The 23,258-nt window shown below is 38.1% G+C and carries 18 protein-coding genes; 7 read left to right on the top strand and 11 right to left on the bottom strand.

From position 1 onward, the window contains the following. Window positions 1–165 precede the first annotated feature (165 nt). Both F6K23_RS21650 and F6K23_RS21645 read right to left on the bottom strand, forming a co-directional pair. Window positions 166–1,302, bottom strand: a complete 1,137-nt coding sequence (locus F6K23_RS21650) for a patatin-like phospholipase family protein (protein WP_293159679.1) — start codon at window positions 1,300–1,302, stop codon at window positions 166–168. 498 nt (window positions 1,303–1,800) lie between these two features. Beyond that, the gene (locus F6K23_RS21645; protein ID WP_293159676.1) at window positions 1,801–2,100 is read right to left on the bottom strand and encodes a hypothetical protein; all 300 of its coding nucleotides are present in this window, start codon (window positions 2,098–2,100) and stop codon (window positions 1,801–1,803) included. A 612-nt stretch (window positions 2,101–2,712) separates the two neighbouring features. Between F6K23_RS21645 and F6K23_RS21640 the strand changes: the two genes are divergently transcribed. The 6 genes from F6K23_RS21640 (at window position 2,713) to F6K23_RS21615 (ending at window position 11,010) form a co-directional block, all read left to right on the top strand. Then, the gene (locus F6K23_RS21640; protein ID WP_293159673.1) at window positions 2,713–4,734 is read left to right on the top strand and encodes a PatA/PatG family cyanobactin maturation protease; all 2,022 of its coding nucleotides are present in this window, start codon (window positions 2,713–2,715) and stop codon (window positions 4,732–4,734) included. Window positions 4,735–5,277: 543 nt separating this feature from the next. Then, window positions 5,278–5,469 (top strand): hypothetical protein, encoded by a 192-nt coding sequence (locus tag F6K23_RS21635; protein WP_293159671.1) that lies wholly within the window; start codon window positions 5,278–5,280, stop codon window positions 5,467–5,469. Between the two features lie 784 nt (window positions 5,470–6,253). Beyond that, window positions 6,254–7,111, top strand: a complete 858-nt coding sequence (locus F6K23_RS21630) for an SAM-dependent methyltransferase (RefSeq protein ID WP_293159669.1) — start codon at window positions 6,254–6,256, stop codon at window positions 7,109–7,111. A gap of 1,008 nt (window positions 7,112–8,119) precedes the next feature. Further along, a complete protein-coding gene (locus F6K23_RS21625) occupies window positions 8,120–9,139 on the top strand; it encodes a hypothetical protein (RefSeq protein ID WP_293159667.1) in 1,020 nt (339 codons plus the stop codon). 587 nt (window positions 9,140–9,726) lie between these two features. Next, window positions 9,727–10,275, top strand: coding sequence for a hypothetical protein (locus tag F6K23_RS21620; protein ID WP_293159664.1), 549 nt, complete (start codon window positions 9,727–9,729; stop codon window positions 10,273–10,275). A 276-nt stretch (window positions 10,276–10,551) separates the two neighbouring features. Next, window positions 10,552–11,010 carry a matrixin family metalloprotease gene (locus F6K23_RS21615; protein ID WP_293159662.1) on the top strand — a complete coding sequence of 153 codons (459 nt, stop codon included), beginning with the start codon at window positions 10,552–10,554 and terminating at the stop codon, window positions 11,008–11,010. Window positions 11,011–11,333: 323 nt separating this feature from the next. On the opposite strand, the gene mnmH is transcribed toward F6K23_RS21615, so the two are convergent. The 9 genes from mnmH to F6K23_RS21570 all read right to left on the bottom strand — a co-directional run bounded on the left by mnmH (window position 11,334) and on the right by F6K23_RS21570 (window position 20,318). Then, window positions 11,334–12,350, bottom strand: coding sequence for a tRNA 2-selenouridine(34) synthase MnmH (gene mnmH / locus F6K23_RS21610; RefSeq protein WP_293159660.1), 1,017 nt, complete (start codon window positions 12,348–12,350; stop codon window positions 11,334–11,336). Between the two features lie 689 nt (window positions 12,351–13,039). Next, window positions 13,040–13,354 (bottom strand): Mo-dependent nitrogenase C-terminal domain-containing protein, encoded by a 315-nt coding sequence (locus F6K23_RS21605; protein ID WP_293159658.1) that lies wholly within the window; start codon window positions 13,352–13,354, stop codon window positions 13,040–13,042. A gap of 400 nt (window positions 13,355–13,754) precedes the next feature. Next, the gene (locus F6K23_RS21600; protein WP_293159656.1) at window positions 13,755–14,270 is read right to left on the bottom strand and encodes an isoprenylcysteine carboxylmethyltransferase family protein; all 516 of its coding nucleotides are present in this window, start codon (window positions 14,268–14,270) and stop codon (window positions 13,755–13,757) included. Window positions 14,271–14,498: 228 nt separating this feature from the next. After that, a complete protein-coding gene (locus F6K23_RS21595) occupies window positions 14,499–14,921 on the bottom strand; it encodes a peptide chain release factor 1 (RefSeq protein WP_293159654.1) in 423 nt (140 codons plus the stop codon). Between the two features lie 31 nt (window positions 14,922–14,952). Beyond that, window positions 14,953–15,555 carry an urease accessory protein UreG gene (ureG, locus tag F6K23_RS21590; RefSeq protein ID WP_293159652.1) on the bottom strand — a complete coding sequence of 201 codons (603 nt, stop codon included), beginning with the start codon at window positions 15,553–15,555 and terminating at the stop codon, window positions 14,953–14,955. Between the two features lie 279 nt (window positions 15,556–15,834). Next, window positions 15,835–16,548, bottom strand: coding sequence for an urease accessory protein UreF (locus tag F6K23_RS21585; RefSeq protein ID WP_293159650.1), 714 nt, complete (start codon window positions 16,546–16,548; stop codon window positions 15,835–15,837). A gap of 156 nt (window positions 16,549–16,704) precedes the next feature. Further along, a complete protein-coding gene (gene ureE / locus F6K23_RS21580) occupies window positions 16,705–17,142 on the bottom strand; it encodes an urease accessory protein UreE (RefSeq protein ID WP_293159648.1) in 438 nt (145 codons plus the stop codon). A gap of 14 nt (window positions 17,143–17,156) precedes the next feature. Next, entirely contained in the window at window positions 17,157–17,711 is a 555-nt protein-coding gene (locus F6K23_RS21575; protein ID WP_293159646.1) for a DUF4168 domain-containing protein, read from the bottom strand. A gap of 840 nt (window positions 17,712–18,551) precedes the next feature. Further along, window positions 18,552–20,318 carry a diguanylate cyclase gene (locus F6K23_RS21570; protein ID WP_293159645.1) on the bottom strand — a complete coding sequence of 589 codons (1,767 nt, stop codon included), beginning with the start codon at window positions 20,316–20,318 and terminating at the stop codon, window positions 18,552–18,554. 325 nt (window positions 20,319–20,643) lie between these two features. Here F6K23_RS21570 and F6K23_RS21565 point away from each other — a divergent pair, with 325 nt between their 5' ends. After that, on the top strand, window positions 20,644–22,653 hold the full coding sequence (locus tag F6K23_RS21565; RefSeq protein ID WP_293159643.1) for an ABC transporter ATP-binding protein: 2,010 nt from the start codon (window positions 20,644–20,646) through the stop codon (window positions 22,651–22,653). Window positions 22,654–23,258 lie beyond the last annotated feature (605 nt).

The raw sequence follows: 23,258 nt of genomic DNA, 5'->3' as shown, positions 1-23,258 counted from the left end.
GCTGAAATGCTTGCTATACCGTTACCGAAAAAATTACAATGCACCACTACCGAGAATTTTATTATCTACAGAAGTTAAATTGCCTAATTTCCATAACGTCTGAGTTCTGAAAAAAAATTTGGACTTTATTTAATTCTTATTCCTTAGAAAAAACTATCTAAATGCTTAATGAGATCCGATAAACTTTTGAATTGCCTCTCGCACTGGAACCCTTGGCTTCTCATAATAAACATCCCCACAGTCAAGATAACATTCAGCAGCATCGATCAGGTCTTGACAATTATCCGGATCGTCGATATCTTCATTTATTTCTTGATAGTGGTTTCTTTTATCCCTAATATATCTGTTATGAGGCTTTTCTAGTAGCTTTCTGACTCTACCAGGCTGTTTTTCCCTTGCTAAACGGTCATTAAGATCGAAATCCAAACGGAGGATATCGCCCCCTACACTGTCCAGAATTTGGTTACAGATATCTTCAGAATTTTTCGCAGAAGGATTCAGAAAAATGTCCGGTATGTGCTGCACCCAACCCAGTAATCCCCACTCTTTGATTTCTTCATAACTGTAGGGACAAGTTGTATTGCCAGTACCGATAGAAAGTACCGCAATATCGCTCAATTTTAATCCATTGTTTTTTTGAATCCATAAGGCATGAGCGATCGCCACTAAAACAGGATTATTGGCCGATACTCCTCCATCAATATGAGGCAGACTTTCCTCTTCGTTATAGGGTAGTTCATAAGGGGGAAAAAAGGTAGGAGCAGAAGCTGAGGCAGTGCAGATTTTCCATAGTTCGATATTGTCATACCATACTCCTGAATTCGGGGGGTTATTAGTAAACCACGTTGTATTTCGGGAATAAACGTCATAAGCAGGAATCAGAATATGGGGTCGCGTTATCTCGCTAATCTTTGGAGAACCCAACTCCTGGTGAATCAATTTTTTCTGCAAGATTTTAGCCAAACCCTGCTCTCCCTGTTCGTGGGGATATAAGGCATAACTCCCGATCATTTTTCGCATTATAGTAGAAGGTCGAAAAGAGTTTCGCTGCTGACGTACTGACTCTAAAAAGATATTTTTTCCCTCTTCTAGGTAGATGTCAATCATGTCTTTAGCTTTCATCTGACAGACAACGCCCGCAGCCAGAATAGAGCCAGTGGATGTACCAGAAATTAAGTCGAAATATTCGTGTAATTCTTGTCCTTTTTTTTCTTTGACAGTGGTTTCAACCTCTTGCAGAAGTTTAGCTGATAAAACTCCCCGGATACCTCCACCATCTAGACAAAGAATCTTAAAACTCATAATTTTTTTCTCCATATAGCTAATAGGAGAGTTGTCTAGATTTGTGCGTTCTCTAGTATGAATCAATTCTCCCAAGGTTGTTAATATTTTGTCAATGCAAGGAAAAAAAACGATTAATTTTTGAATTTAAAAATAATCGCAGCATTGGTAAAATCAGGTATGAAATTTGTATCAGACCAAGATTGACAGTCAGGAAAAAAGCTGTTTTAACTACTGACTACTGACTATTAAAAATCATACAATCATTTACCAATGCCTAATTGCTTTTAGACTTCTCCAAAAATAAAAAATGAAATCAATTCAAGATATGGAATCAACAATTTCATTCCCTGTTCCCTATTCCCTGACTTCTGCAAGAAGTCTATTGCTTTGATGCCTGCTCATTCCTGGTCACATACATATACATGTACTATATAACCGGATTCTATATTATTCATGAATAGAATTAATGTTACGCAAAGCAACATTACTAACGTTACTACCATTACTATCTTTTGTTTATTTCTTTTTATTGCTGTTTTCTTTAGCATTTGTGTCTGCGTTTGTTCTTTGGTAAGCCTGAGCAATGTAGTTGTTCATACCTGCCCGAACATTAACGTTACTAACATTACTACCATTACTAGCGTTTGTTTCTTCCTTTTTATTGCTGTTTTCTTTAGGGTTTGTGCCTGCCTCTGTTCTTTGGTAAGCCTGAGCAATGTAGTCGTTCATACCTGCCCGAGCATTATCGGTGAAAAAACCAGACCAGCTACCAATAACCAGTAGCAAAACAAGAGCCATGCGAATTACTGATTTCATTTTTGGACTTCCTCCGAATCAAGTTTGTCAATCAGAATGTTGTTGTTCTACTAATAAGACGATCATGCTTATCAATTTCTGAATTTTTTGAGTGAGATTTTAAGGAGAAAAATTTTATCAAATAAAACTTATAGGCTGATATGGAAGCTAAAAAATAGATATAGAAAGACTTATAGCAATAATCTCAATGAAAACTTTATCAAAATAGTCGATTAAAAATTCAGAAATTACTACTGGGAAACGTCATATAAGTGGAAGGTAAAAAAGACAGGAAATTTTTCTATCTAAGTCCCTTTCTTTTTAAGGTCGCACATTTTGAGGCTTACACTCATAACACTTTTGAGAGCGGTTAACTACACAGTCAAAACTACAACCTTGGTAGGGACTTGATGTAGTCAATTATCAACTATTCCAATTGAGTTATTAGCAAGTGTAAGATATGTTTTTCCTTGTGTGCATCGAGTTAAGAAAAAAATCTACTCGAAAAATTCAGAAAGTGAAGAGCAAAATCGTCTTATTAGTAGAAGACAGGAAAAAGAAAAATTCAACCTTGTCTCCGGTCCAAGACCGACAGAAAACTTTCGGCAACTGACAAAATTATGAGGTTCAAGCATGGCAGCTACACAAACAAACGTTACTGATATTTCAGAATTACCGGGACTCAAACAACTGTGGTCTGAGACCAAAGGCGACTCCCAAATCTGTGTAGCCATTCTTGACGGTCCAGTAGACCAATCTCATCCCTGCTTTGACGGTGCTAACCTCACCAGAGTTAAAACCACAATTTCCGAGAACGCTACAGTTGGGCGGATGTCGAGTCACGGAACGCACATTACCAGCATCATCTTCGGTCAGCATGGCAGTAACGTTCCCGGTATTGCTCCTAGCTGTCGCGGAATCATTGTGCCAGTGTTTTCCGATAATCGCAGAGGTTCCCTTTCCCAGCTAGATCTGGCACGCGCTATCAATCAAGCGGTTGAAGCAGGTGCCCATGTAATTAACATTAGTGGGGGTCAACTTGCTCAAGCGACAGAGGCAGACCCAATGCTGGCGAAAGCGGTCAAATTCTGCAACGACAGTAACGTTATGATTGTTGCTGCAGCAGGAAATGATGGGTGTCAGTGTCTTCACGTTCCAGCTGCCTTACCTTCAGTTCTAGCTGTGGGTGCAATGAATGCACAGGGATTACCCTTCGATTTCAGTAATTGGGGGGAAACATATCAAACCCAAGGCATTCTCGCTCCTGGTGAAAACATCTTGGGTGCGGCATCGGGGGGCGGTACTGCTCTCAAAAGCGGCACCAGCTTTGCAACTCCCATTGTATCTGGAATTGTGGCGCTGCTACTGAGCGTGCAGGTACAACGGGGTGAAAAGCCAGACCCCAATGCCGTCCGCGAGGCTATTCTTAAGAGTGCTTCACCTTGCACCCCAGAAGCGGGTTCAGATTGCCGTCGCTTTTTGGTCGGAAGTCTAAATATTCCAGAGGCTTATGCCTTAATATCACAAGGAGGAACAAAAGAATTGTCTGAGGAAAAATTAGAGCAAGAAATGATTCAACCTAGTGAGGCGACTGACCTCAATCTTGAGGCATCCGCCAACCAGCTAGCAGATACAGGCGAGATAGTGGCAGAAGTCATAACATCTGAACTTGTCTCAGAAACTGTAAGTAATTTGGAGAATACAATGACTGTAACGCCTAGCCAACTAGCAACACCTGCTGTCACCCCTAGTGGTGTGGTAGCTTCTGAAGACTGTGGATGTAACGGTGCCGGTGCAAAATCCCTAGCTTATGTGATGGGAACAGTTAGTTACGATTTTGGCACAGAGGCTCGTCGAGATAGCTTTAAACAGCTAATGCCTTATGTTGCAGGGGAGCCACCTTTCCCGCCAAATCCATACGTTCTTAGCCAGATGGTGGATTATCTCGAACAAAATTCCTACGAAGCAAAATCACTGATTTGGACGTTAAACCTAGAGCTAACACCCATTTACGCAATTGAACCTGGTGGAGCTTTTACCGAGCAAGCTTATCACAACTTGATTTCAGCTCTCAAGGGGCAGATAAAACCAGAAGACGATCCTGAATATGTTTCCCGGGTTTCAATTCCAGGGGTCTTGACAGGTAAGAGCGTCAGGTTATTTTCCGGACAAGTTGTTCCTGTAATCGTTCCAGAAGTTCGCGGGATGTACGAGTGGAATGTTAACCAATTGGTATCAATGGCGGTTGAGGCAGCAAAAACAGCTACACCACCAACAGCTACACCACAAACAGCTAATCAGCACGAGGAAGCTACGCGAGCTTCTCTGAAGGAATTTCTCAATCGGATGTACTACGAATTTCGGAATCTGGGTCAAACATCCAATGAGCGCGCCCTCAATTTCGCAGCGACAAATGCATTCCAAGCAGCACAAGCACTAACTGAGGCAACTGGTCAGGGAATGCAGCTCGCCAGCATTGAGACAGAAAAAAGCCCAATCTGTCGGATGGATTCAGATTGTTGGGATGTAAAACTAAAGTTTTTCGATCCAGAGAACGATCGCCGGGCAAAAAAAATATTTCGATTTACTGTGGATGTGAGCGATCTGATGCCTGTCACGATTGGTCAGATGCGTACTTGGTCTATGTCTAACTAAAAATATCCTGCATAATCTTATTAGACATCTCCAGAAAAGAGGGAACAGGGAACAGGGAACAGGGAACAGGGAACCCACCCCTAGCCCCTCCCCTCCTGGGAGGGGAATAATTGATAATTTCTGGGTAATAATTGATTTTATTTTTGATTTTTGGAGATGTCTATTAAAAATCTTGTAAAAATTTGCCAAATTAGGAGGAGTATTGATATGAATAGTCTGCCCAAGCAATCCCAGCCCATACTGATGAATAATCTGCCTAAGCAATCTCAGCCCGTACTTCGGAATTTAAACCATACATCCCCCTTATTAGATAGTTCAGGTGTCAGCAGTTCTGACTTTAATGACTGTTATAAGCTAACAGGTATGGCTAGGAATATGTGTATGGCTGCCTATTAGAAATCAGTGATTACCGATTAAAAATTACTCAAACAGGAGAAACCACGATGAAAGTTCCAATCCAAGCCGGACACGTACCACGTTACCAGTGGTAAGTATCCGGATGCACAAAACAAGTAAACACTCAAGAAAAAACAAGGAAAAGTAATGGACATTTCCAAACAAGTTACGCCTAAAATGATTAACTTTCCTAAGCAAGTTGCCCCTGTGGAAAGGAGTCTAGCTCCAGCTGCAATTTCTGACCAAAGTGGTATTGAAGCCAGTGCTTGGTACGATCACATTATATCTGGTATTAAGACAGCACTTCCTATTGCTGCTAACGTTGTGAGTCATCTGTAATTCAGCGATCGCTAATCAGCCTAGCTAAACATATCAAATCTGGTAGTATCTAATACTGCCAGCAACCCAGAAACCGGGTTAGTTTTAGATGCCACAATTTATAACATCTAACTCCCAAAAACCCGGTTTCTTACAACACCGGTAGTACCTAATACTGCCAGAAACCCAGAAACCGGGTTGGTTTTAGATGCTACAATGTAAACATCTACCTCCCACAAACCCGGTTTCTGATAACACTTCCGTTGCAGGCGGATTTAAGATCAGCCTAGCTAAACAGCGGTAACAACATTCCTTGTTCGGTGGTTGTCAACAACTACCGAACAACTTCTAAAAACATTAAGGATAAAAAGGCAAAATTATGAACCTGCCCAAACAATCTACACCCGTCGAACGGAATCTAACTCTAACTCCGGGTGCAATTTCAGAGCAAAATGGTGTTGAAGCCAGCGCTTGGTATAACACAGCTCTGGATATTGCCAAGCATGTAGCTCCAATTGCTGCTCCAATTCTCACTTCTCTGATCTAACTCTGAGCAAAGCAACCTAGTCTAGGTTGCTAGCAAACAGTAGCCCTATGGTTGGCTCGGTGGTGGTATGCAAAACAACTACCAAGCCAGTCCCCAAAGCATTAATCAAAACCATCTTATCCTATATCAATAGGAAACTGCAACTAAATAACTTCCTCGGTGGTTGTATAGAAAACAAACATCGAGCATTTCTACAAAAGTTGCAGAACCCGGAATGCCTAGTCAATCCCTGAATGAACTCGTACTAAAAACCGCACAATGAATCTGACTTCTTTACCTGTTGAATCTATTTCTGATACAGCCTTCTTGACAGCAACCTATCGCGCCTTGGAAACTGAGCGTCCAGATTCTCTATTCCAGGATGCCTACGCCCAAATTTTAGCTGGGGAGCGGGGCAAAAAGCTTGTAGAGGCAATGCCAGGAGGAAAAGCAGGAGCAGCAGGCTGTGCGGTGCGTACTTGCGTGATGGATGAGTTGATTCTGCGGACTGTTGAAGAAAATAGCGTTGATACAGTGCTGAGTTTAGGAGCGGGTTTCGATACAAGACCTTATCGACTGCCTCTACCGACTTCCCTACGGTGGTACGAATGCGATCTGGATGTTGTCCTTGCTTACAAAATTGACAAACTCGCTGGTCTGCTGTCGCGGTGTATTCTGCAATCAGTTGCTTTAGATATTACTGACATTATTGCCCGCCATATTTTCTTTAAGAGTGTCGGTATGGCAGCAAAACGAGGACTGGTGTTTACGGAAGGGCTGCTGATTTATATGACTGTAGAACAAGTTGCTACACTGGCGACTGACTTGTATGCACAGCCGCAGTTTCAGTGGTGGTTAACGGATCTTGCCTCGCCAAGTGCGTTGCGATATTTCCAGAAAAGCGTAAATAGTTCGCTTAATTCCGGTGAAGCAACTTTGCAATTCGCTCCTGAAGAAGGCACTGAGTTCTTTAGGCAATATGGTTGGAAGAGCGTTGAATTTCGATCGCTGCTGGAAGAAGGTCAGCGCTTACATCGGGAAGTCTTGCCAAAATCGCTGCTGGCTCAATTACAAACGCCGGAGCATTGGGAAATGTGGCGGAGGATGTCTGGCTTTATTTTACTAAAGCGCCACTAAATTGAAAGTCAAGACTAAGATAAATCGTCGCCAAAAATACTGGAATGATTTAGTGTCACTTTGTCGATGAATACAACCTTTGATATTGTATTAGTATCCTCAACAAAAGGAGTAGTTATGAAACTTCCCAACCAATCTTTACCCGTAAACAGGAGAGAAATCCTAGAGCCTGAAATGAGCTTAGTAAAGTTTCGAGACAGTAAAGGCAATTTGCAACAAAAATATAGTTTTGTGCGGGGTTCTAATGTGAATCTAAACGATCCCGTTAAATTTTCAGAGCAAGTTGATTGTGGGTGTCGGATATTTTCCGGGCTGTCAAGGGCAATGTGCTTTGCTACTTGTGGCATTGTTTAGAAGCTAAATTCGACAGAATTACTTCCAAAATAAATGTTGGGAGAATTGTCTAGATTTGTCCGATTTCTAGTATGAATCAATTCTCCCAAGTTTGTTTTCATCCAAGCAAAATGATTTTACCAATCCCTCGAAACTCTTTAAGACAGCGTAACCAACATCGAAAATAATATTTGTTATTCTCGCAATTTCCAACTGTAGCATTACTGTTGATCAATGGTATCAGGAATGAGGATTGTGTTATTTTTACAAGTTTATAGCAGTTTTCATTTAGGTAAACAGCAGTAGGGACGTTCCATGGAACGTCCCTACTTGTTTTTGGTTGTGATAACGTGGTGAACAAACCTGAAAACTCCTGTAATCGTTTGATTAGATATCTCCAAGAATCAAAAATAAAATCAATTATCCTACAGAAATTATCAATCCTCTCTCCTTGCTCCCTGCTCCCTCTTTTCTGGAGATGTTTATTTAACTGTTGTCTGAGCCATAAAAAAGTTCTGGGGTGTAGTTAATTCTCAAATCCTTCAAAAAAAATTCAGAAATTTCTCTCTAGAATCGTCTTATAAATAGAACTGAACAAAACTGATTCAGAAAACTAGGTTGCATAGCATCTAGTTAGAAAAAAGATAACCAATAGGAGACTGTGTTGTGAATAGTGTGGATAGACGAATAACATTCAAGGAAATGAAAACAAAAATCCCTTCTATGATGGATGAAGTTTATGGAGGAACCACTCCAAATATCGCTCGACTTAACGATGCAAGTGTTGAAGACCACAACTTTTTGCTAGAACAACATTCAGCAGTTGTACGCAAATTCTGTCAACAATACAACTGTCATATATCCTTTAGAGCGGCTGGTGAAGACAGCTTAGACAGGATCAAAAATGGCAACCCCTGCAAAGGCCATGACATCATGGATAAGTCAATCAAACAGAAAGGAAGAAATTGGACATATAAAGCACCTTCAAGTATAGATTTAGAAAATTACAAGGGGTTAGTAGGATACAGAGACAAGAAAGACGAAGCAAACCCACCCTACCTTTTAGGTCTCTGGTATCTGGACGATAATGGCAAATCAGATAAAAAACAGATTGATTCTGTAGATCCAAATCAACAGACACGTTACTTCACTGGAGATTACGATTTGCATGACCTTTTCAGAAATAAGCAAAGGGTGCTGTCGTCAGTTGATGAAAGGCACGATCTCGATATACTTGCCTTAAGAATGATAGATGCCTGCCCATCGAACCGGAAGGATAAATTTAATTCCCAATCAGGACGAGCATTCGAGTCACCCTACTCCTTGGTGAGGCATGGCGCACAAACAAACTTTATCAGTTTCTTACTCAGTCACTCAGGAGAGGGTGATTTGACAAATATCATTCAGGGATGGCAGCAAGATATACCTGCCCGCTTACCTTTAGAAGGCGCAGTAACAACGATCGACGACAATGTGATAATGTACGATCCACAAGGTCAAGCCTCTTTCTTGGATAGTCTTGAAAAAGTCTATCATTATTATCAACGTGAAGGTCTACTCGCTCAAATACCTTTCTACTTTTTCATTGCTAATTTGAAACAGAGGGTTGACTCGGAGACAGACAAAGATTTCCTGAATGACTGTTCTAGAAATATAAACCAATGGTTGAAAAAATGTTATCCAACTGATAATTAAGCGATCGCCACCATGTTTTGAGGTGTGTTTTTTATCAATATAACTCACGCCAAATTCCAGCGTTATACCTATTATAAGGTTGTCTTGCAACACTCCCTACAGGTGGAGTTACTGCGCCAGTCCTGTATAATTAATTTTGTACGACTACTTGAACATTTTTTGGCAACAAAAAACTTGACCTGTGAAATCTAGGTTGTAAGTATTTCAGGGGACATCAAATAACACCTAAACGAGCAGGATGCTATTTCTAACTATAGAAATTATTAGTTTGATGTAAATACAAGTAGCATCACTACGCTCAAGCAAAAACAGTGGGCTGAAAATTCAGAAATTACTTCTGGGAAACATCTATTACAGGACTTACGCAATCCCTACCAAGAAACCGGGTTTATTGCCGTGATATTGTTGTGCAAACGACAAAGTTGCCGCAAAGAAACCCGGTTTCAGCGTAAGTCCTGTATTAGATAGAAAAGCCAAAGTCAGATTTTTCTCAAAAAAATTCAGAAATTGACATCGTAGATCGTCTTAATAATGGAACTACCAAATATGTTCCTGAGCGATCACACACAAAATACATAGGAGAAAAAATGGTCAAACTCAAAGTGGAATTGATTGACGTTTATTGTGCAGATACTGAAGATGTAACCGGAGCTGACGATTTTTATCTTGTTGGTTCTTTAGTTGGTGGGGGAATTACAAAACCAATCCTGACGCACCCTATCAAAATTAATGATAAGCAAAGAAAAAGTTTTCGCCCAGAAGATACCCTTTTATTTGAAGGAGAAATCCAATCAGGGGAAAGTATCAAAGGCGGATTACAAGCTTATGACGAAGATGCTGCCAAAGACTGGAATAATGGTTACGCTGATACAGTTAATAGTATTACTAATACTGTTTCAGGTGCTTTAGCAGCGACAGGTCCACAAGGAGCTACTGCGGCAACGATTCTTAAAGTAGCTACGAAAGGGATAGGTATACTCGCTAGTCTTGATAAAGACGACTTACTAGGTTCTACCGAATTAGAAATTTCTGCTACAGGACCAGCTAATGAAACACGAGAGTGGAAAATGAGTGAAAAAGGTTTGGGTTTTTCTACCTGGGATTACAGCGTTAGGTATCACATTACTCGCTCCTAAAAGATAACTGGTAGAGTGCTTTAGTCATAGCTCACTGCACTTTGTCAATTGTTAGGTTATAGGTTGGGTTGCTACAGTAAGACTCAACCTTTCCAAATCTGAGAACTGAGCGATCGCTACCAGCTTTAGCTGTGAAATACCGGTTGTAAGTATTCAATTGGACATCAAATAACACCTAAATGAGTAGGATGCTATTTCTAACTATAGAAATTACTAGCTTGATGTAAATAAAAGTAGCATCACTACTTTCTTTTTTTCTACTCTTTAAAATTAGTTATGTACCATTACGATATTCTCACTGGACTTGCTTTAAGTCCAAATGCAACTTATGGCTATGACAGTAGTATTACACCAGAAGTTCAAGCCTTATTTAATAATACTTTCAACTACATAGAAAACAGAACCTATTTAGACTTTCAACAAGTAGATTACAATACAGCAGAGATAAAAATTAGTATAGATTCAAATACTCCTTATCTTGGCTATGCTTACTTCCCTGGAGATAGTCCAATCAACAGCGATATTTTCTTATCTGATGAATTGCTATATGTTGAAAATCAATATTTACAACAGTATGTGGTATCTCACGAAGTAGTACACGCTATCGGTTTAAACCATACTGTCAGGCAAGATTCTGTTGTGTCGGAAGTCATTGACCTAAATTCTCTATACTTATTTCCTACAGCCTTTGACTTATGGGCAATAGAAACAAATTATTTAATATCACAATTTTAGGACTATCGGATTTGAGATTAGGCAACTAATCTAGGGCTTAGGGGTAGGAGACAGGAGACAGGAGAAATGGGAATTTAGAGGAGGTAGAAGTAAAAATTGTCCCTAAATTTTCCTGTCATAATCATCCCAAAATACTAGCTTTATGCAGTTTTTGCCACCGAAAAGCTGTTACTTTTTTCAACAAAAAAACGCTCAAGCCAATAGCAGTCAATACTTTGAAAATTAATCAGCAAACCCTAATATACCTATAGATGCGTAACAACGCACCCTACAGAATAACGTAGTTGTTCCCTGTTCCTGGCAATACTATCTGGCGATCGCCACTATATCTGTTGACTTTTTTCCCGCACCAAAACGGCAGTATCAACCGCCGACAAACCAGAAATATCTACTTTCTGAATACTAACTCCTCTTTTTTCCAAATCATAAGTATAGGTTTTGTCATAATAGTGGAGAATTAAATCTGAAGCTGCTGCCAAATTTCCCTCCCTCAGAAAATTAATCGCTTGTTGCGTCCGTAGACCTCCTAAACGCCTCCTAATGCGTTCGGTCGAAGCAATTAAATCATTAATATCCGCTTCTCCATAAATTTCCACCAAAAATGCTACTCTTTCCTGACGACTGCGACTTATTTCAATAACTTTCGCCCTTTCCATTTGCTCAAAAATTTCCTGGGGAATACAACACATTCCAATACGCTTACTCTCCGCTTCAACCCATAAAACTTGACTCCGGTCGAACTTTGCCCATTCCATTGCGATCGCATTCCAAAATTGTTCATTAGTGGGTTGAGGCAACTGCCCCAAAGCACCAAAACTACTACCCCGATGGTTAGCAAGAGCTTCCAAGTCTAACACTTGTTCTCCCATAGAACCCAGAGCAGACAATATCTCAGTTTTACCACTGCCAGTCATTCCCCCCAGAATAATCATTTTTTGGGGAACTGAAAACAGAGAAAGCGCCCAACGTCGAAACCCTTTATAACCGCCAATAAGTAGAGCAACATTAAATCCTGCTGTTTCCAGTAACCAAGCAACTGAAGCGCTACGCATTCCACCTCGCCAACAGTGAATTCTAACTTGACGGTCTGGAGCTAATACCTTAGCACGGGCAACAAAATTAGCTAATTTCGGACCGACGATCGCTAACCCTAATTCTACTGCTTCATCTTTACCTTTTTGTTTATAGCAAGTTCCCACCAAGGCGCGTTCATCATTATTAAATAGAGGAAAATTAACAGCTCCAGGAATATGACCTTGAGCATATTCGCCGGGACTACGAACATCAAGAATGACTCCTGGTGTTTGGAAAAATGCGTCAGGTTTTAGGGATTTTGCCATTAGTTAAAGATGGAAGACAGAAGTAGGAAGGAAAAAAATTTGCATATTACATTTTATCATGTTTGTGTGTAGCATATTTGCTGAAGTCCTAGATTTTTTATTCTGATAACTTGACTAGACACGATCGGGAATTGTGCAAAAGACGAAATTATACAGCATTTGTAGGGGTTAACAGCTGTTAACCCCTACAATAAGTGTTAGTTATGCTTCAACAATGAATAATGAATAATGAATAATGAATAATGAATAATTACCTCTCCTTGAAAAGAAGAGGATTGACAAAGAGATGAAAATTTTTCTTCACAGGAGTCGATTGGATATGGCTCCGAGACCTCGCCATCCCATCCTACGGAATGCTGCGCAAACGACCGCTTATTATCTCCTTAAAAGGGGAGGCGCATACCCACAATTTTTCGGTAAGTACTGATGATATAATTATCTTGAAGCGATCGCATCCGACAATGATAAAGAGCTTAGTTTCATAGAAAAACTAAGCTACTAGTAGTATAATCTAAATATCATTTAGCTACTCTAAGACAAAATGTTAGAAGCAAGTATTTAAAATCAAAAAATATATAGCAATCACCGAATCAGATGTGATAATTTTATTACTTTGGTGTTTCCTGTTTCCTGTTCCCTGTTCCCTAAAAATCTACAATATCTCACAACTCGAATAAGATTGCTATATTTTAACAATAACTCGTAATATCTTCTCCACAAACATCCGCTAGAAAAGTTAAAGCACGAAATCGTAAGCCGATCAATTGGTCATACAAAGGATTCAATTTACACATTGCAGGAATATGAAACAGTAGATGTCCGAATAGTTTCACGTCTCTCTCAAAAGGACATTGAGCCGGGATCAATTGACACAGCAAATGTGCCATTTTTTGATTATTTATTTCTACACGATCGAGATATTCGCGAATTGGTTGCAGTAGTTTATCTAGGTAGTGATGGTTTGGTTGCGCGGCTTGGTGTGAAATACCTGTAATAGAACTCATAATTAGATCGTCCGATATATAAACTAACTCTGTCAATATATTTTCAGTCTAACTTTGATCTCATTTACTTGTATAGTCAATTTGGCCTGATTTTGCAAACTTTCACAATTACTTTAATTTTTATCCTAGTATTGTGAAGATTAGATGAAATCTGTTGATATTTGTTTAAAATAACTAGCTTTTATCGCCAAAATTTGTTATTCCAAAAATCAAATCATTGAAGCTCAAAAAATTACTGTTATTCACAGTTTAGCAGAATATTCAGTAGAATTACGTTAAAAAATAGTTATGGAAATCATAAATTTTTGATAAATTGTTATCTAATATACTGATTTTATTATCTCATTACTTCCGAATAAATATATTGACCTCGAGCCAAATATCGTGAATTAATATCTAATTAATAAATCCTTGGAATTAATTTTTTCACCCGTTGTTGATAATCTGAATATTCTGGATATTTTTCACTTAACCAAGTTTCTTCTCGCCTTGCTTTCAGGTCAAGAAACAAAAAAATCACAATAACACCTACAAAATGAGACAAACTAAGTTGAAAAATGCTCCAACCGAGAGTCAAGAAAATTAAACCGCTATACAAAGGATGTCTGACAATGCCATAAATTCCAGTTTGCACTAGCTCACCATCTGCCCTTGGATAGGGCAAAGGTGTCAGATTTTTGCCTAAATCTAATAATCCTTTCACAATAAAAACTAATGCAGCGACACTAAAAAGCGCTGCTATGATCCAACAAGAGTATATTAATTTTGGCAATTCTAAACTAATTCCTGGTAGGTGATATGTAGGCAAAAAAATAAATCCTACCAGTAATAAGCCTTGAATTAATACCAAATATTCGCCATGTTTGCCACTGCGCCACCCATCTCTGGTAAAACCCCAATTTGTAAGTATTTTCATCGATTATATTTCCATAATTTTGCGTTAGTGATTTGAGGTATGATATCATGTCTCGATAAGAGCGCGATAGAACTCCGTTCCGCTTATGCAACCACAAAACTTTCTTCTTCTTTCTTCTCTCCTGACTCAGTCCTCCTGAGTTACCCTCCTGGGAGGGGTTAGGGGTGGGTTGACTCCTAAGTAATTAAGGCTAATATCATACACGTGCTTCAGCAACGCAATTTTTTTTTAACGTTGCCAATAAGGTCGCCCTTTCCAGAAAACTCCTATAGCTAGACTTATTAATGAAGCTCTAGATGCACTAACTAATACAGGAGGCAGAGGAAATAAAGACTTGAATAATAATCCGATAAATAAACATAAAACTAGCGTCCAAAGACTAGAATTATTCAGTAACCACTGCTTTTGCCAGAATTCTAATAAATAAACTGCTAAAGCTCCCATTCCTACTGCTGCTCCTACAGGTATTAATACCCCAAAAATTGGAGAGGAAAATAGCATACTCAATGGTTTTAGGATAACAACAAAATAAGTGAAGCTTAAGATTAATAATACTTCTGTTGCTACAACTGCCAAAATAGCAATGAAACTTACTAAAAATAGTTCTCGCCAAGGTAAACTTTTTAAACGTTGCCAAATATTATTATTCATGTTTTAAGTTGATAGAGTTAGGAAAATTGAGTTAATCTACAATTAGATACTTGTGGATAAAGTTTAAAACTGCTTCTAAACCAACTTTTGTTTTGAGATTAGTCAAGACAAAAGGGCGATCGCCTCGCATATTTTTAGTATCTTTTTCCATAATATTCAGGTCTGCTCCTACATGGGGAGCAAGGTCAATTTTATTAATCACAAGCAGATCGGATTTAGTAATACCTGGACCTCCTTTTCTTGGAATTTTATCACCGGCAGCTACATCAATTACATAGATTGTTAAATCAACTAGCTCGGGGCTAAAAGTTGCTGCTAAGTTATCACCGCCACTTTCGACAAATACTAAGTCTAGATCGGTAAATTTATTTTCTAACTGCTCAATAGCAATGAGATTAATAGAAGCATCTTCCCTGATAGCTGTATGAGGACAACCACCTGTTTCTACTCCTATTATACGAGAACTATCTAATGCTTGGCTTCGCACCAAAAATTGGGCATCTTCTTGGGTATAAATATCATTGGTGACAACTGCAATATTATATTCTTGTCGCATTGACTTACATAAGGCATCAACTAGAGCTGTTTTACCTGAGCCTACTGGGCCAGCTATTCCAATCCGAAAAACATTCATAAATTACTAATTGTTAATGGGTATAGCAGAAGGAACAAGAAAGAAGGAAGAAGGAAGAAGGAAAAGCCTTACTTTGTCTGAGTTTTAAACTTTTGAACTTTCCACGCCCTTTCTTTCGACGGCTATAATTATAATAGGTAAACTTATCAAACAATAGTTTACCGAAAAATCGTGGTCTAAAGCCTTCCCTTTTAAGAGTATAAAAAAAGAGAATATTTCAGATTTCAAGCCTCCTTATTGCAGAGGTACTGATAACTGATAACTGATAACTGAAATAACCTAACTTCTAAATAATCTAGTATATTGAACTTCGTGAGCCATACTTGCTAGAGATAATCCCCAACTACAACTGTTTAACTCATCATCTTTTAATTTGAGGATTTCTTTGGCACTCAAAACGATTTGATTTTGCAATTCCCATAATAACTTTTGTCCTACTGTTTGACCTAGAGGAATTAATTTGACACCAGCATTAACTAGATTAGTTGCCCAACTATGTAGATAACCTAAAATTGCAGTTTCAATCTCAATTTGCCAGCTAGCAGAAATTAGACCATAAGCGATCGCAAAGTTACAAAAATCTGTTTCTGTTTCGAGCTTTTTTTGGACAAAACTCATTAATTCTGTTGATACATCTGGCTGAATATTCATAAATAAACGAATCAAAGTTCGACCCATTTGTAAACTTTGCAGACGCAATTCTTCTGTCTCTTTGACTGCAGTTGCCCAATTATTCCAATTATTTAAAAGCGGTAAATTTCCTGAATTCGTTTCCAAATAAGCTCTAACTATTAATGCTGCTTCTAATCGAATACTTCCAAATTTGAGAGAATCTATCAACCAATTTTTGAGACTATCATAATCGGAAATTTTTCCTGTAGTTACTAATAATTCAATACCTTCTGAATAACTGTAAGCTCCTACAGGTAATGCCGGACTTGCTAACTGTAAAAGACATAAAAGTTGATTTTCTCCCTGGTTTTGATAGTGCATTATTTGCGGTTTATAAAACAGACTGATAATTGTTTCCTGCTAATATCAAATCCACCTAATTCGATATAAAAAAATGTTCCTTCTGAGCGCCATTATCATATCTTTCTCGATCTCACCATCTCCCCACCCTTCCCACACTCCCCACTCTCCCCACCTCTAATGACCATGACCATAAGCTCCTATTTCTGGTTGAAATGGAGAGATTTCTTCTATAATTTCCATACCTAATTGTTCCAGCATAGCTTTTAACACTGGGTCTGGAGATAACTTTAAATTGGTAGGAGTAATTTCTATTGGTATATGTCTATTACCTAAATGATAGGTTGCCCTGAGTAAATCTAAGGGAGTTTTCCCTGTTATTATCAGGATGGGTTCTGGTTTAGCAATTATTCTGACTATAAACTCACCTGTCTCATTGGCCAGTAAGTCGCGATCGCGCAGCACTGTTCCTCTAGACAAACGCAGATGTAAAATTTCCCCAGTCTCTGTATCAAAACGATAGCGACTCCTGGTCCGTTGTACTGCAGTCAGAGGTAAGGTCAAACAAACTACTGCATTTTGGTCAGCAGCTAAACGTTGGGTTAAAATTACCATTGTCAGTCATGGGTTTATTGACTACTTGTTCGCTCTTGTTGAAGACGGAGCAATTCAGTTTGAATTCTTTCTCGTAAGGTTTGATTAATCTTTTGAGCCATTGTAATCTGATTAAACAGAGTAACGGTCATATCATTACTATCAATAATTTTTTTAGCTTGATTGCAGTAATTCACGGCAATTACTTTAATATTTCGTGGTAGATCGTTAACAGTTTTTTTCTCATTGCAAATAATTGGAGGAATAGAGTCTCCGGGACTTTGTTTTTGAAATTCATTTTGAATTTCTTGATAAACTCCTATTCTTAAGTCTTCAATTTGTAAAACTGCTTTGCTATATTTAGTTATTTCTTCATCTGTAAAGTTTGCTTCTTGTTCTTCTTCTGTATCTGTAAAAGATTCCTGAGCGTAGACAGCTCTATCAAATACAGGAAATAATGAGTTAGATAACCTAGTAGGTATTACACCCATCATTAAGCCTAATATAGATAGAGTTACTGCTGATAAAGATTGGGATATTAGTCTATGGGGATATAGTTGAACAGTACGAAATAAAGCTTTAATCTTCATAATCTGTGATAACGAATAAAAATTAAACTATCTAAATACTTACGAATTATTTTAGTCCGATAAAGTTCCTAATTACTTAAGAGTATCTAATGAAAGTGGAAAAATTAAAGTTATTTATAATACAGCACATCATCTGTGTTTTATCCAAGAATTTGTAATTTTTAGGAGCTAGATATTTTATTCAATAGGTATATTTTCAATATTTAGTTTTTCATTCTCCTGCTTAAATACTTAAAATAAGTTAGTAAAATATTTTACTAATTATTATGCTCAATACTGAAAATCAATAAATTTGATGACCCAAAGCTCTGGGATATGTAATACCAATTACCAAAAGTAATGCTATACTTCAGCTATACTTCAACACCTCAATAGTTACTAAGATTAAAAGTCTGTTTTTGACAATTATTAGTCGGTTAGTATAGATTTTTCGTACGGACGCCCTTATGCAACGTCCCTACCTCTCCCCACACCTCCCACACTTCCCACACTTCCCCACCCAATCATATATAGCATTCTTTTTGAGAAATGGTATAATAGCTGTAGGCCAATTGGGAATTCTACTTATAGAACCCATTTGAGATATATTTAAAAAGAGATGGAAAGTTAGGAAGATGGGGAGTATTTTTCAACCTGCTTGGTGCGCATTCCCTCTCTTGGTCAGCATTCCCATGGCTAGGAGACCTCGCTGGGTTCCGACTGCTTGCGTCTGAGGTGGACGCGGGATCTGACCGCTCTGTTGGTCGATTGGATATGACGAGGAGACCCGAAGAGTGACAAAGCCGCTGCCTCTATACCCTGTCTCCCCATCGACATAAAAGGATACTCTATAAATCGAATTTAGTATAATATGTCATTCCTCACAATCATGTTTTTTCCTTGTTTTTTCGCTTTATAAAGCCCCCGATCGGCAGCAACAATTAAAACTTCACGAGACAATTGTTGATTAGGAACTATGCCAGCAACCCCCATACTGACAGTTACATATCTACTTACATCAGATGAATGATGTACTATTTCTAATAGTCTTACTTGCTGCTGAATTCTTTCTGCTACATGAATACCCCCTTCAGTTGTGGTATTAGGTAAAATTATGGCAAATTCTTCGCCCCCATAACGCGCCACTAAATCAGCAGGACGTTTCACCGAGAGCTTAATAGCTTGAGCAATTTGCCTTAAACAATAGTCTCCTGTTTGATGGCCATAAGTATCGTTATAGCTTTTAAAATAATCTATATCGCACATAATTATAGTTAGGGGCAACTGTTCCCGTTTCAATATTTGCCACTGTTGACGCAAATATTGATCGAATTCACGACGATTTGCTACTGCGGTTAAACTATCTATAGTAGCAAGGCGCTCCAGCTCTTGATTAGCTCTTGACATAGCTGTTTCCATCTGTTTACGATCTGTGATATCTTTCCCTACTCCTACTACACAAGCTTCTCGATCTATGTAAATAACTTCTGCGGATAGGAGAGTCGTTACAATTTTCCCTGACTTGGTGCGAAAATTAACTTCTTGGTTTTTTACTTTTCCTTTTAAAGTTAATATTTTAGTAATGCGACCGCGTTCTTTTGAGTCTACCCAAATTCTTAAATCTATAGTGCTTTGGCGAAGTAATTCCTCTCTGTTATAGCCACTTAAGCTACAAAAACTATTATTTACATCCAGTAACTGCCCTTCTCTGAGGGTACAAATCATCATTGGAGCTGGATTAGTACTAAATGCTTTGGCAAATTTTTCTTCAGATAATCGCAGCGCTAACTCTATTTCTTGGCGTTGAGTTATATCAGTTTGCACGCCTATATAGTGAGTTAATATTCCAGTAGCGTCTGGTACTGGAGAAATAGATAGTTGATTCCACCATATTGTGCTATTCTTACGAGTATTTTTTAAGATTACATTACATTTTCTTTGTTCTTGCAGAGCTGTGGAGACTTCTATCAGAGCAGTTTGATTTGGGTGGTTTTTGTGTAAAAATCTCGGGTTTTTTCCCATTACTTCTGCTTTTGAATAACCAGTCAGTGTTTCAAAGCCTTGATTGACATAAACAATTGGATTATCTGTTTGAGTAGAGTCAGTAATCATTATCCCATTTTGACAAGCATCAATTGCTCTGTGTAATAATTGTAATTCCTCCTCGGTTTGTTGATGTTCTGAAATCTCTTGTTTGAGTTTAGTATTTTCTTGTTTCAATTTTTGTTTTTGTTGAGTCATCATCATTTGATTTTCTACACGAGCCAATAATTCTTCTATTTTTAGTGGTTTAGTAATATAATCTACTCCTCCCATGCAAAATCCTTTTACTTTATCTACAGAACCGTTGAGAGAGCTAACAAATATGATAGAAATATCTTTCGTTTTAGGGTTTGCTTTTAAGTGTTGACAAACTTTATAACCATCTATTTCCGGCATCATAATATCTAATAAAATTAAATCTGGCACTTGTGATTGGATAGCTATTAATGCCATTTCTCCATTGGTGGCTTCCCTTACTTGATACCCTTTTTTAGAGAGTATTTTAGCTAAAATTCGGAGATTATTAGGTTGGTCGTCCACTACTAAGATATCACCCAAAAATTCTTTAAATTTATTGTTATCCATAATTTTAAGTATATACACTTAAATTAGTAATTTACTTTAACTAAATTCATTGAAATATTTCAGTAAAATTATCTAAAAAAAGATGATTTTTTCACGTTATTTATTATCTAGTAGGTAATTATTATCTACTAAGTCATAGTTGGTAACTATTTTACCTTAATAATTTTCTAGATCCAAATACTTGTTAGTAGAGTCTCTAACTGGGCAAATTAAAAACTAGATAATATTGTAACTATTAAAAAATTGACAAAATCATAGTCTTGTTATATAATATTTGAAAAAATCTTATATATAAATTAACCTAATTATTAATACTTAGTTTATAATGAGTAATATTGTACTAGATGTTCGCGAACTTAAAGTTAAATTTACAACAGAAGAAAAACTACTAAAAGCTGTTGATGGTATATCTTTTGCAGTCAAACGAGGACAAACTCTAGGAATTGTAGGGGAATCGGGCTCCGGAAAATCTGTTACATCTCTGGCAATTATGGGTTTATTACTAACAAAATCTTGTCAAATTAGCGGTGAAATTTGGTTCAATAATTCTGCTAAAAATGAACAAAATTCTCAACCAATAAATTTATTACAGTTACCAGAAGAGCAAAAACAAGAATACCGGGGTGGCAAAATAGCCATGATTTTTCAGGAACCTATGAGTTCTCTTAACCCTGTTTATACTATTGGATTTCAGTTAACAGAAGCTATTAGATTTCATCAAAATGTTTCACCAGCAGAAGCACGACGTCAAGCAGCATCTCTACTTCAAGAAGTAAAACTTTTGCCCAATGATGAAGTGTTGCGAGAAAAATGTATAGAAGAAATAACAGAAGAAGGAAGAAGGAAGAAGGATGAAGTAAGAAGGAAGGAGGATGAAGGAAGAAGCGGTGCGACTCAAAATCAGGCAAAAAGATTAGATGCTTCTAGTAAACCTTTTGTCAGTCAAACACAAATAGGTAGTGGCACAAGCGATCGCGAAATTATGCTACAAGTCAACAAAAAAAAGCTGGCCATGTTAGACCGTTATCCCCACGAACTTTCTGGCGGTCAATTGCAAAGAGTGATGATAGCAATGGCGATTTCTTGTAATCCCACTTTATTAATTGCAGATGAACCTACAACAGCTTTAGATGTCACAGTGCAAGCGAGAATTTTAGAATTACTGCGGGAGTTGGGAGAACGCAGAGGAATGTCAGTCATATTTATCTCTCACGACTTAGGAGTAATGGCTGAAGTTGCGGACACTATAGCAGTAATGTATCAAGGTAAAATAGTTGAGTCTGGCGATATCAGACAAATATTTACTCAACCACAACATCCCTACACAAAAGGTTTATTAGCTTGTCGTCCTCCCCTCCATGGAAAAATTTTGCGCTTGCCTACTGTTTCTGATTTTATGGAAGAGGTAACAAACTCAAATGGCGAAATTGAAATTCGCGAAAAAAAGACAGCAGCAGCAAAACAACAAAATGTAAATTTGCTAAAACAAACTGCTCCGCAAACAACGGAAAATCCAATTTTACAAGTTAATAATTTGCGAGTAGGGTTCCCAGTAAAAGGAATGTTTGGTCAAACTAAACGTTTATATATGGCAGTTAATGACGTTTCTTTTAGTGTTGCTCCTGGTGAAACTTTGGGTTTAGTGGGAGAATCTGGTTGTGGTAAAAGTACCTTAGCTAGAGCAATATTACAATTGATTCCGATTACAAGTGGGCAGGTATTTTTTGAGGGTCAAGAAATTACAAACTCCCATAGAGGTAAGTCGGGAATTAAGAAATTGATGGGGAGGTTGCGACGGGATCTGCAAATTATTTTTCAAGACCCCTTTAGTTCTCTTGACCCTCGTTTCACTGTTGGCGATGCAGTAATGGAACCAATGTTAATTCATCGGGTAGGTAATAATTCCAAAATTAGACGCGATCGCGCAGCACATTTATTAGAAAGGGTAGGATTAACTGTTGATTCATTAAATCGTTATCCTTATGCTTTTTCTGGTGGTCAACGTCAACGAATTTGTATTGCTCGTGCTTTAGCTTTAAATCCTAAATTGATTATTTGTGATGAGTCTGTTTCAGCTTTAGATGTATCGGTGCAAGCGCAAGTGTTGAATTTGTTTAAAGAGTTGCAAGATGAGTTTGGTTTAACTTACATATTTATTTCCCATGATTTGAGTGTAGTCAAATTTATGAGCGATCGAATTATGGTAATGAATCAAGGTAAAGTTGAAGAAATTGGCCTTGCTGAACAAGTTTATAATCAACCGCAACGAGAGTATACGCGACAACTTATTGCCTCTATTCCTACTGGAAATTTAGAGAGGTTTAAGGTTTCTTAATTTAGAGGAGTCAGTAGGGAAGGAAGAAGGAAGAGGGAAGAAGGAAGAAGGAGAAAGTTTTTTAGTCGCGGAGCGGTGTTCTATCGCGCTCTTATCCGGACATGATATTAGTAGGTACGGAGAAAAAAATGATTGGGGTTTTCCTGCTTGCTAATATGCGAAGATATAGCGGTTTTCAAAAGGTGTGAGGTAAATTTATGATCCCCCTAAATCCCCCTTAAAAAGGGGGACTTTGAAGAAATCTCCCTTTCAGTGGTTCCCCTATGATCGCCCTAAATCCCCCTTAAAAAGCTATCCCTTACCCATAAGTCTTGAAACCGTTGTGGGGAGTAGGGGAGCAGGGAGCAGGGGAGAAAGGAGAAAAAATCAATTTAGCCAAGTAAAACTACTGAAGTAGTCAAAATAAATGTATGGAAAAGTACATTTTTTCTCCCGAAAAAGCCGAACCAAGACTAATCCATAACTCGTCTATTTTGTCAATTTTTATGTTAAGAAAGATGTTTATAAAGCATAGCTTAAAAAGGGGGAGTTTGAAACCTCCCTTTAATATCAAATCCGGTAGCATCGGTGTAATTAGATGGGGAGATGGGGAGATGGGGGGAGCG

It is taken from the genome of Okeania sp. SIO2C9 (genome assembly GCF_010672455.1).
Lineage (GTDB): Bacteria > Cyanobacteriota > Cyanobacteriia > Cyanobacteriales > Microcoleaceae > Okeania.
This window is presented reverse-complemented; position numbering and strand designations above follow the sequence as displayed.

Bases quoted from the DNA above. Each gene is read 5' to 3' on its own strand.
- F6K23_RS21650 (WP_293159679.1), bottom strand. From the start codon at position 1,302: ATGAGTTTTAAGATTCTTTGTCTAGATGGTGGAGGTATCCGGGGAGTT.
- F6K23_RS21645 (WP_293159676.1), bottom strand. From the start codon at position 2,100: ATGAAATCAGTAATTCGCATGGCTCTTGTTTTGCTACTGGTTATTGGT.
- F6K23_RS21640 (WP_293159673.1), top strand. From the start codon at position 2,713: ATGGCAGCTACACAAACAAACGTTACTGATATTTCAGAATTACCGGGA.
- F6K23_RS21635 (WP_293159671.1), top strand. From the start codon at position 5,278: ATGGACATTTCCAAACAAGTTACGCCTAAAATGATTAACTTTCCTAAG.
- F6K23_RS21630 (WP_293159669.1), top strand. From the start codon at position 6,254: ATGAATCTGACTTCTTTACCTGTTGAATCTATTTCTGATACAGCCTTC.
- F6K23_RS21620 (WP_293159664.1), top strand. From the start codon at position 9,727: ATGGTCAAACTCAAAGTGGAATTGATTGACGTTTATTGTGCAGATACT.
- F6K23_RS21615 (WP_293159662.1), top strand. From the start codon at position 10,552: ATGTACCATTACGATATTCTCACTGGACTTGCTTTAAGTCCAAATGCA.
- mnmH (WP_293159660.1), bottom strand. From the start codon at position 12,350: ATGGCAAAATCCCTAAAACCTGACGCATTTTTCCAAACACCAGGAGTC.
- F6K23_RS21605 (WP_293159658.1), bottom strand. From the start codon at position 13,354: ATGAGTTCTATTACAGGTATTTCACACCAAGCCGCGCAACCAAACCAT.
- F6K23_RS21600 (WP_293159656.1), bottom strand. From the start codon at position 14,270: ATGAAAATACTTACAAATTGGGGTTTTACCAGAGATGGGTGGCGCAGT.
- F6K23_RS21595 (WP_293159654.1), bottom strand. From the start codon at position 14,921: ATGAATAATAATATTTGGCAACGTTTAAAAAGTTTACCTTGGCGAGAA.
- ureG (WP_293159652.1), bottom strand. From the start codon at position 15,555: ATGAATGTTTTTCGGATTGGAATAGCTGGCCCAGTAGGCTCAGGTAAA.
- F6K23_RS21585 (WP_293159650.1), bottom strand. From the start codon at position 16,548: ATGCACTATCAAAACCAGGGAGAAAATCAACTTTTATGTCTTTTACAG.
- ureE (WP_293159648.1), bottom strand. From the start codon at position 17,142: ATGGTAATTTTAACCCAACGTTTAGCTGCTGACCAAAATGCAGTAGTT.
- F6K23_RS21575 (WP_293159646.1), bottom strand. From the start codon at position 17,711: ATGAAGATTAAAGCTTTATTTCGTACTGTTCAACTATATCCCCATAGA.
- F6K23_RS21570 (WP_293159645.1), bottom strand. From the start codon at position 20,318: ATGGATAACAATAAATTTAAAGAATTTTTGGGTGATATCTTAGTAGTG.
- F6K23_RS21565 (WP_293159643.1), top strand. From the start codon at position 20,644: ATGAGTAATATTGTACTAGATGTTCGCGAACTTAAAGTTAAATTTACA.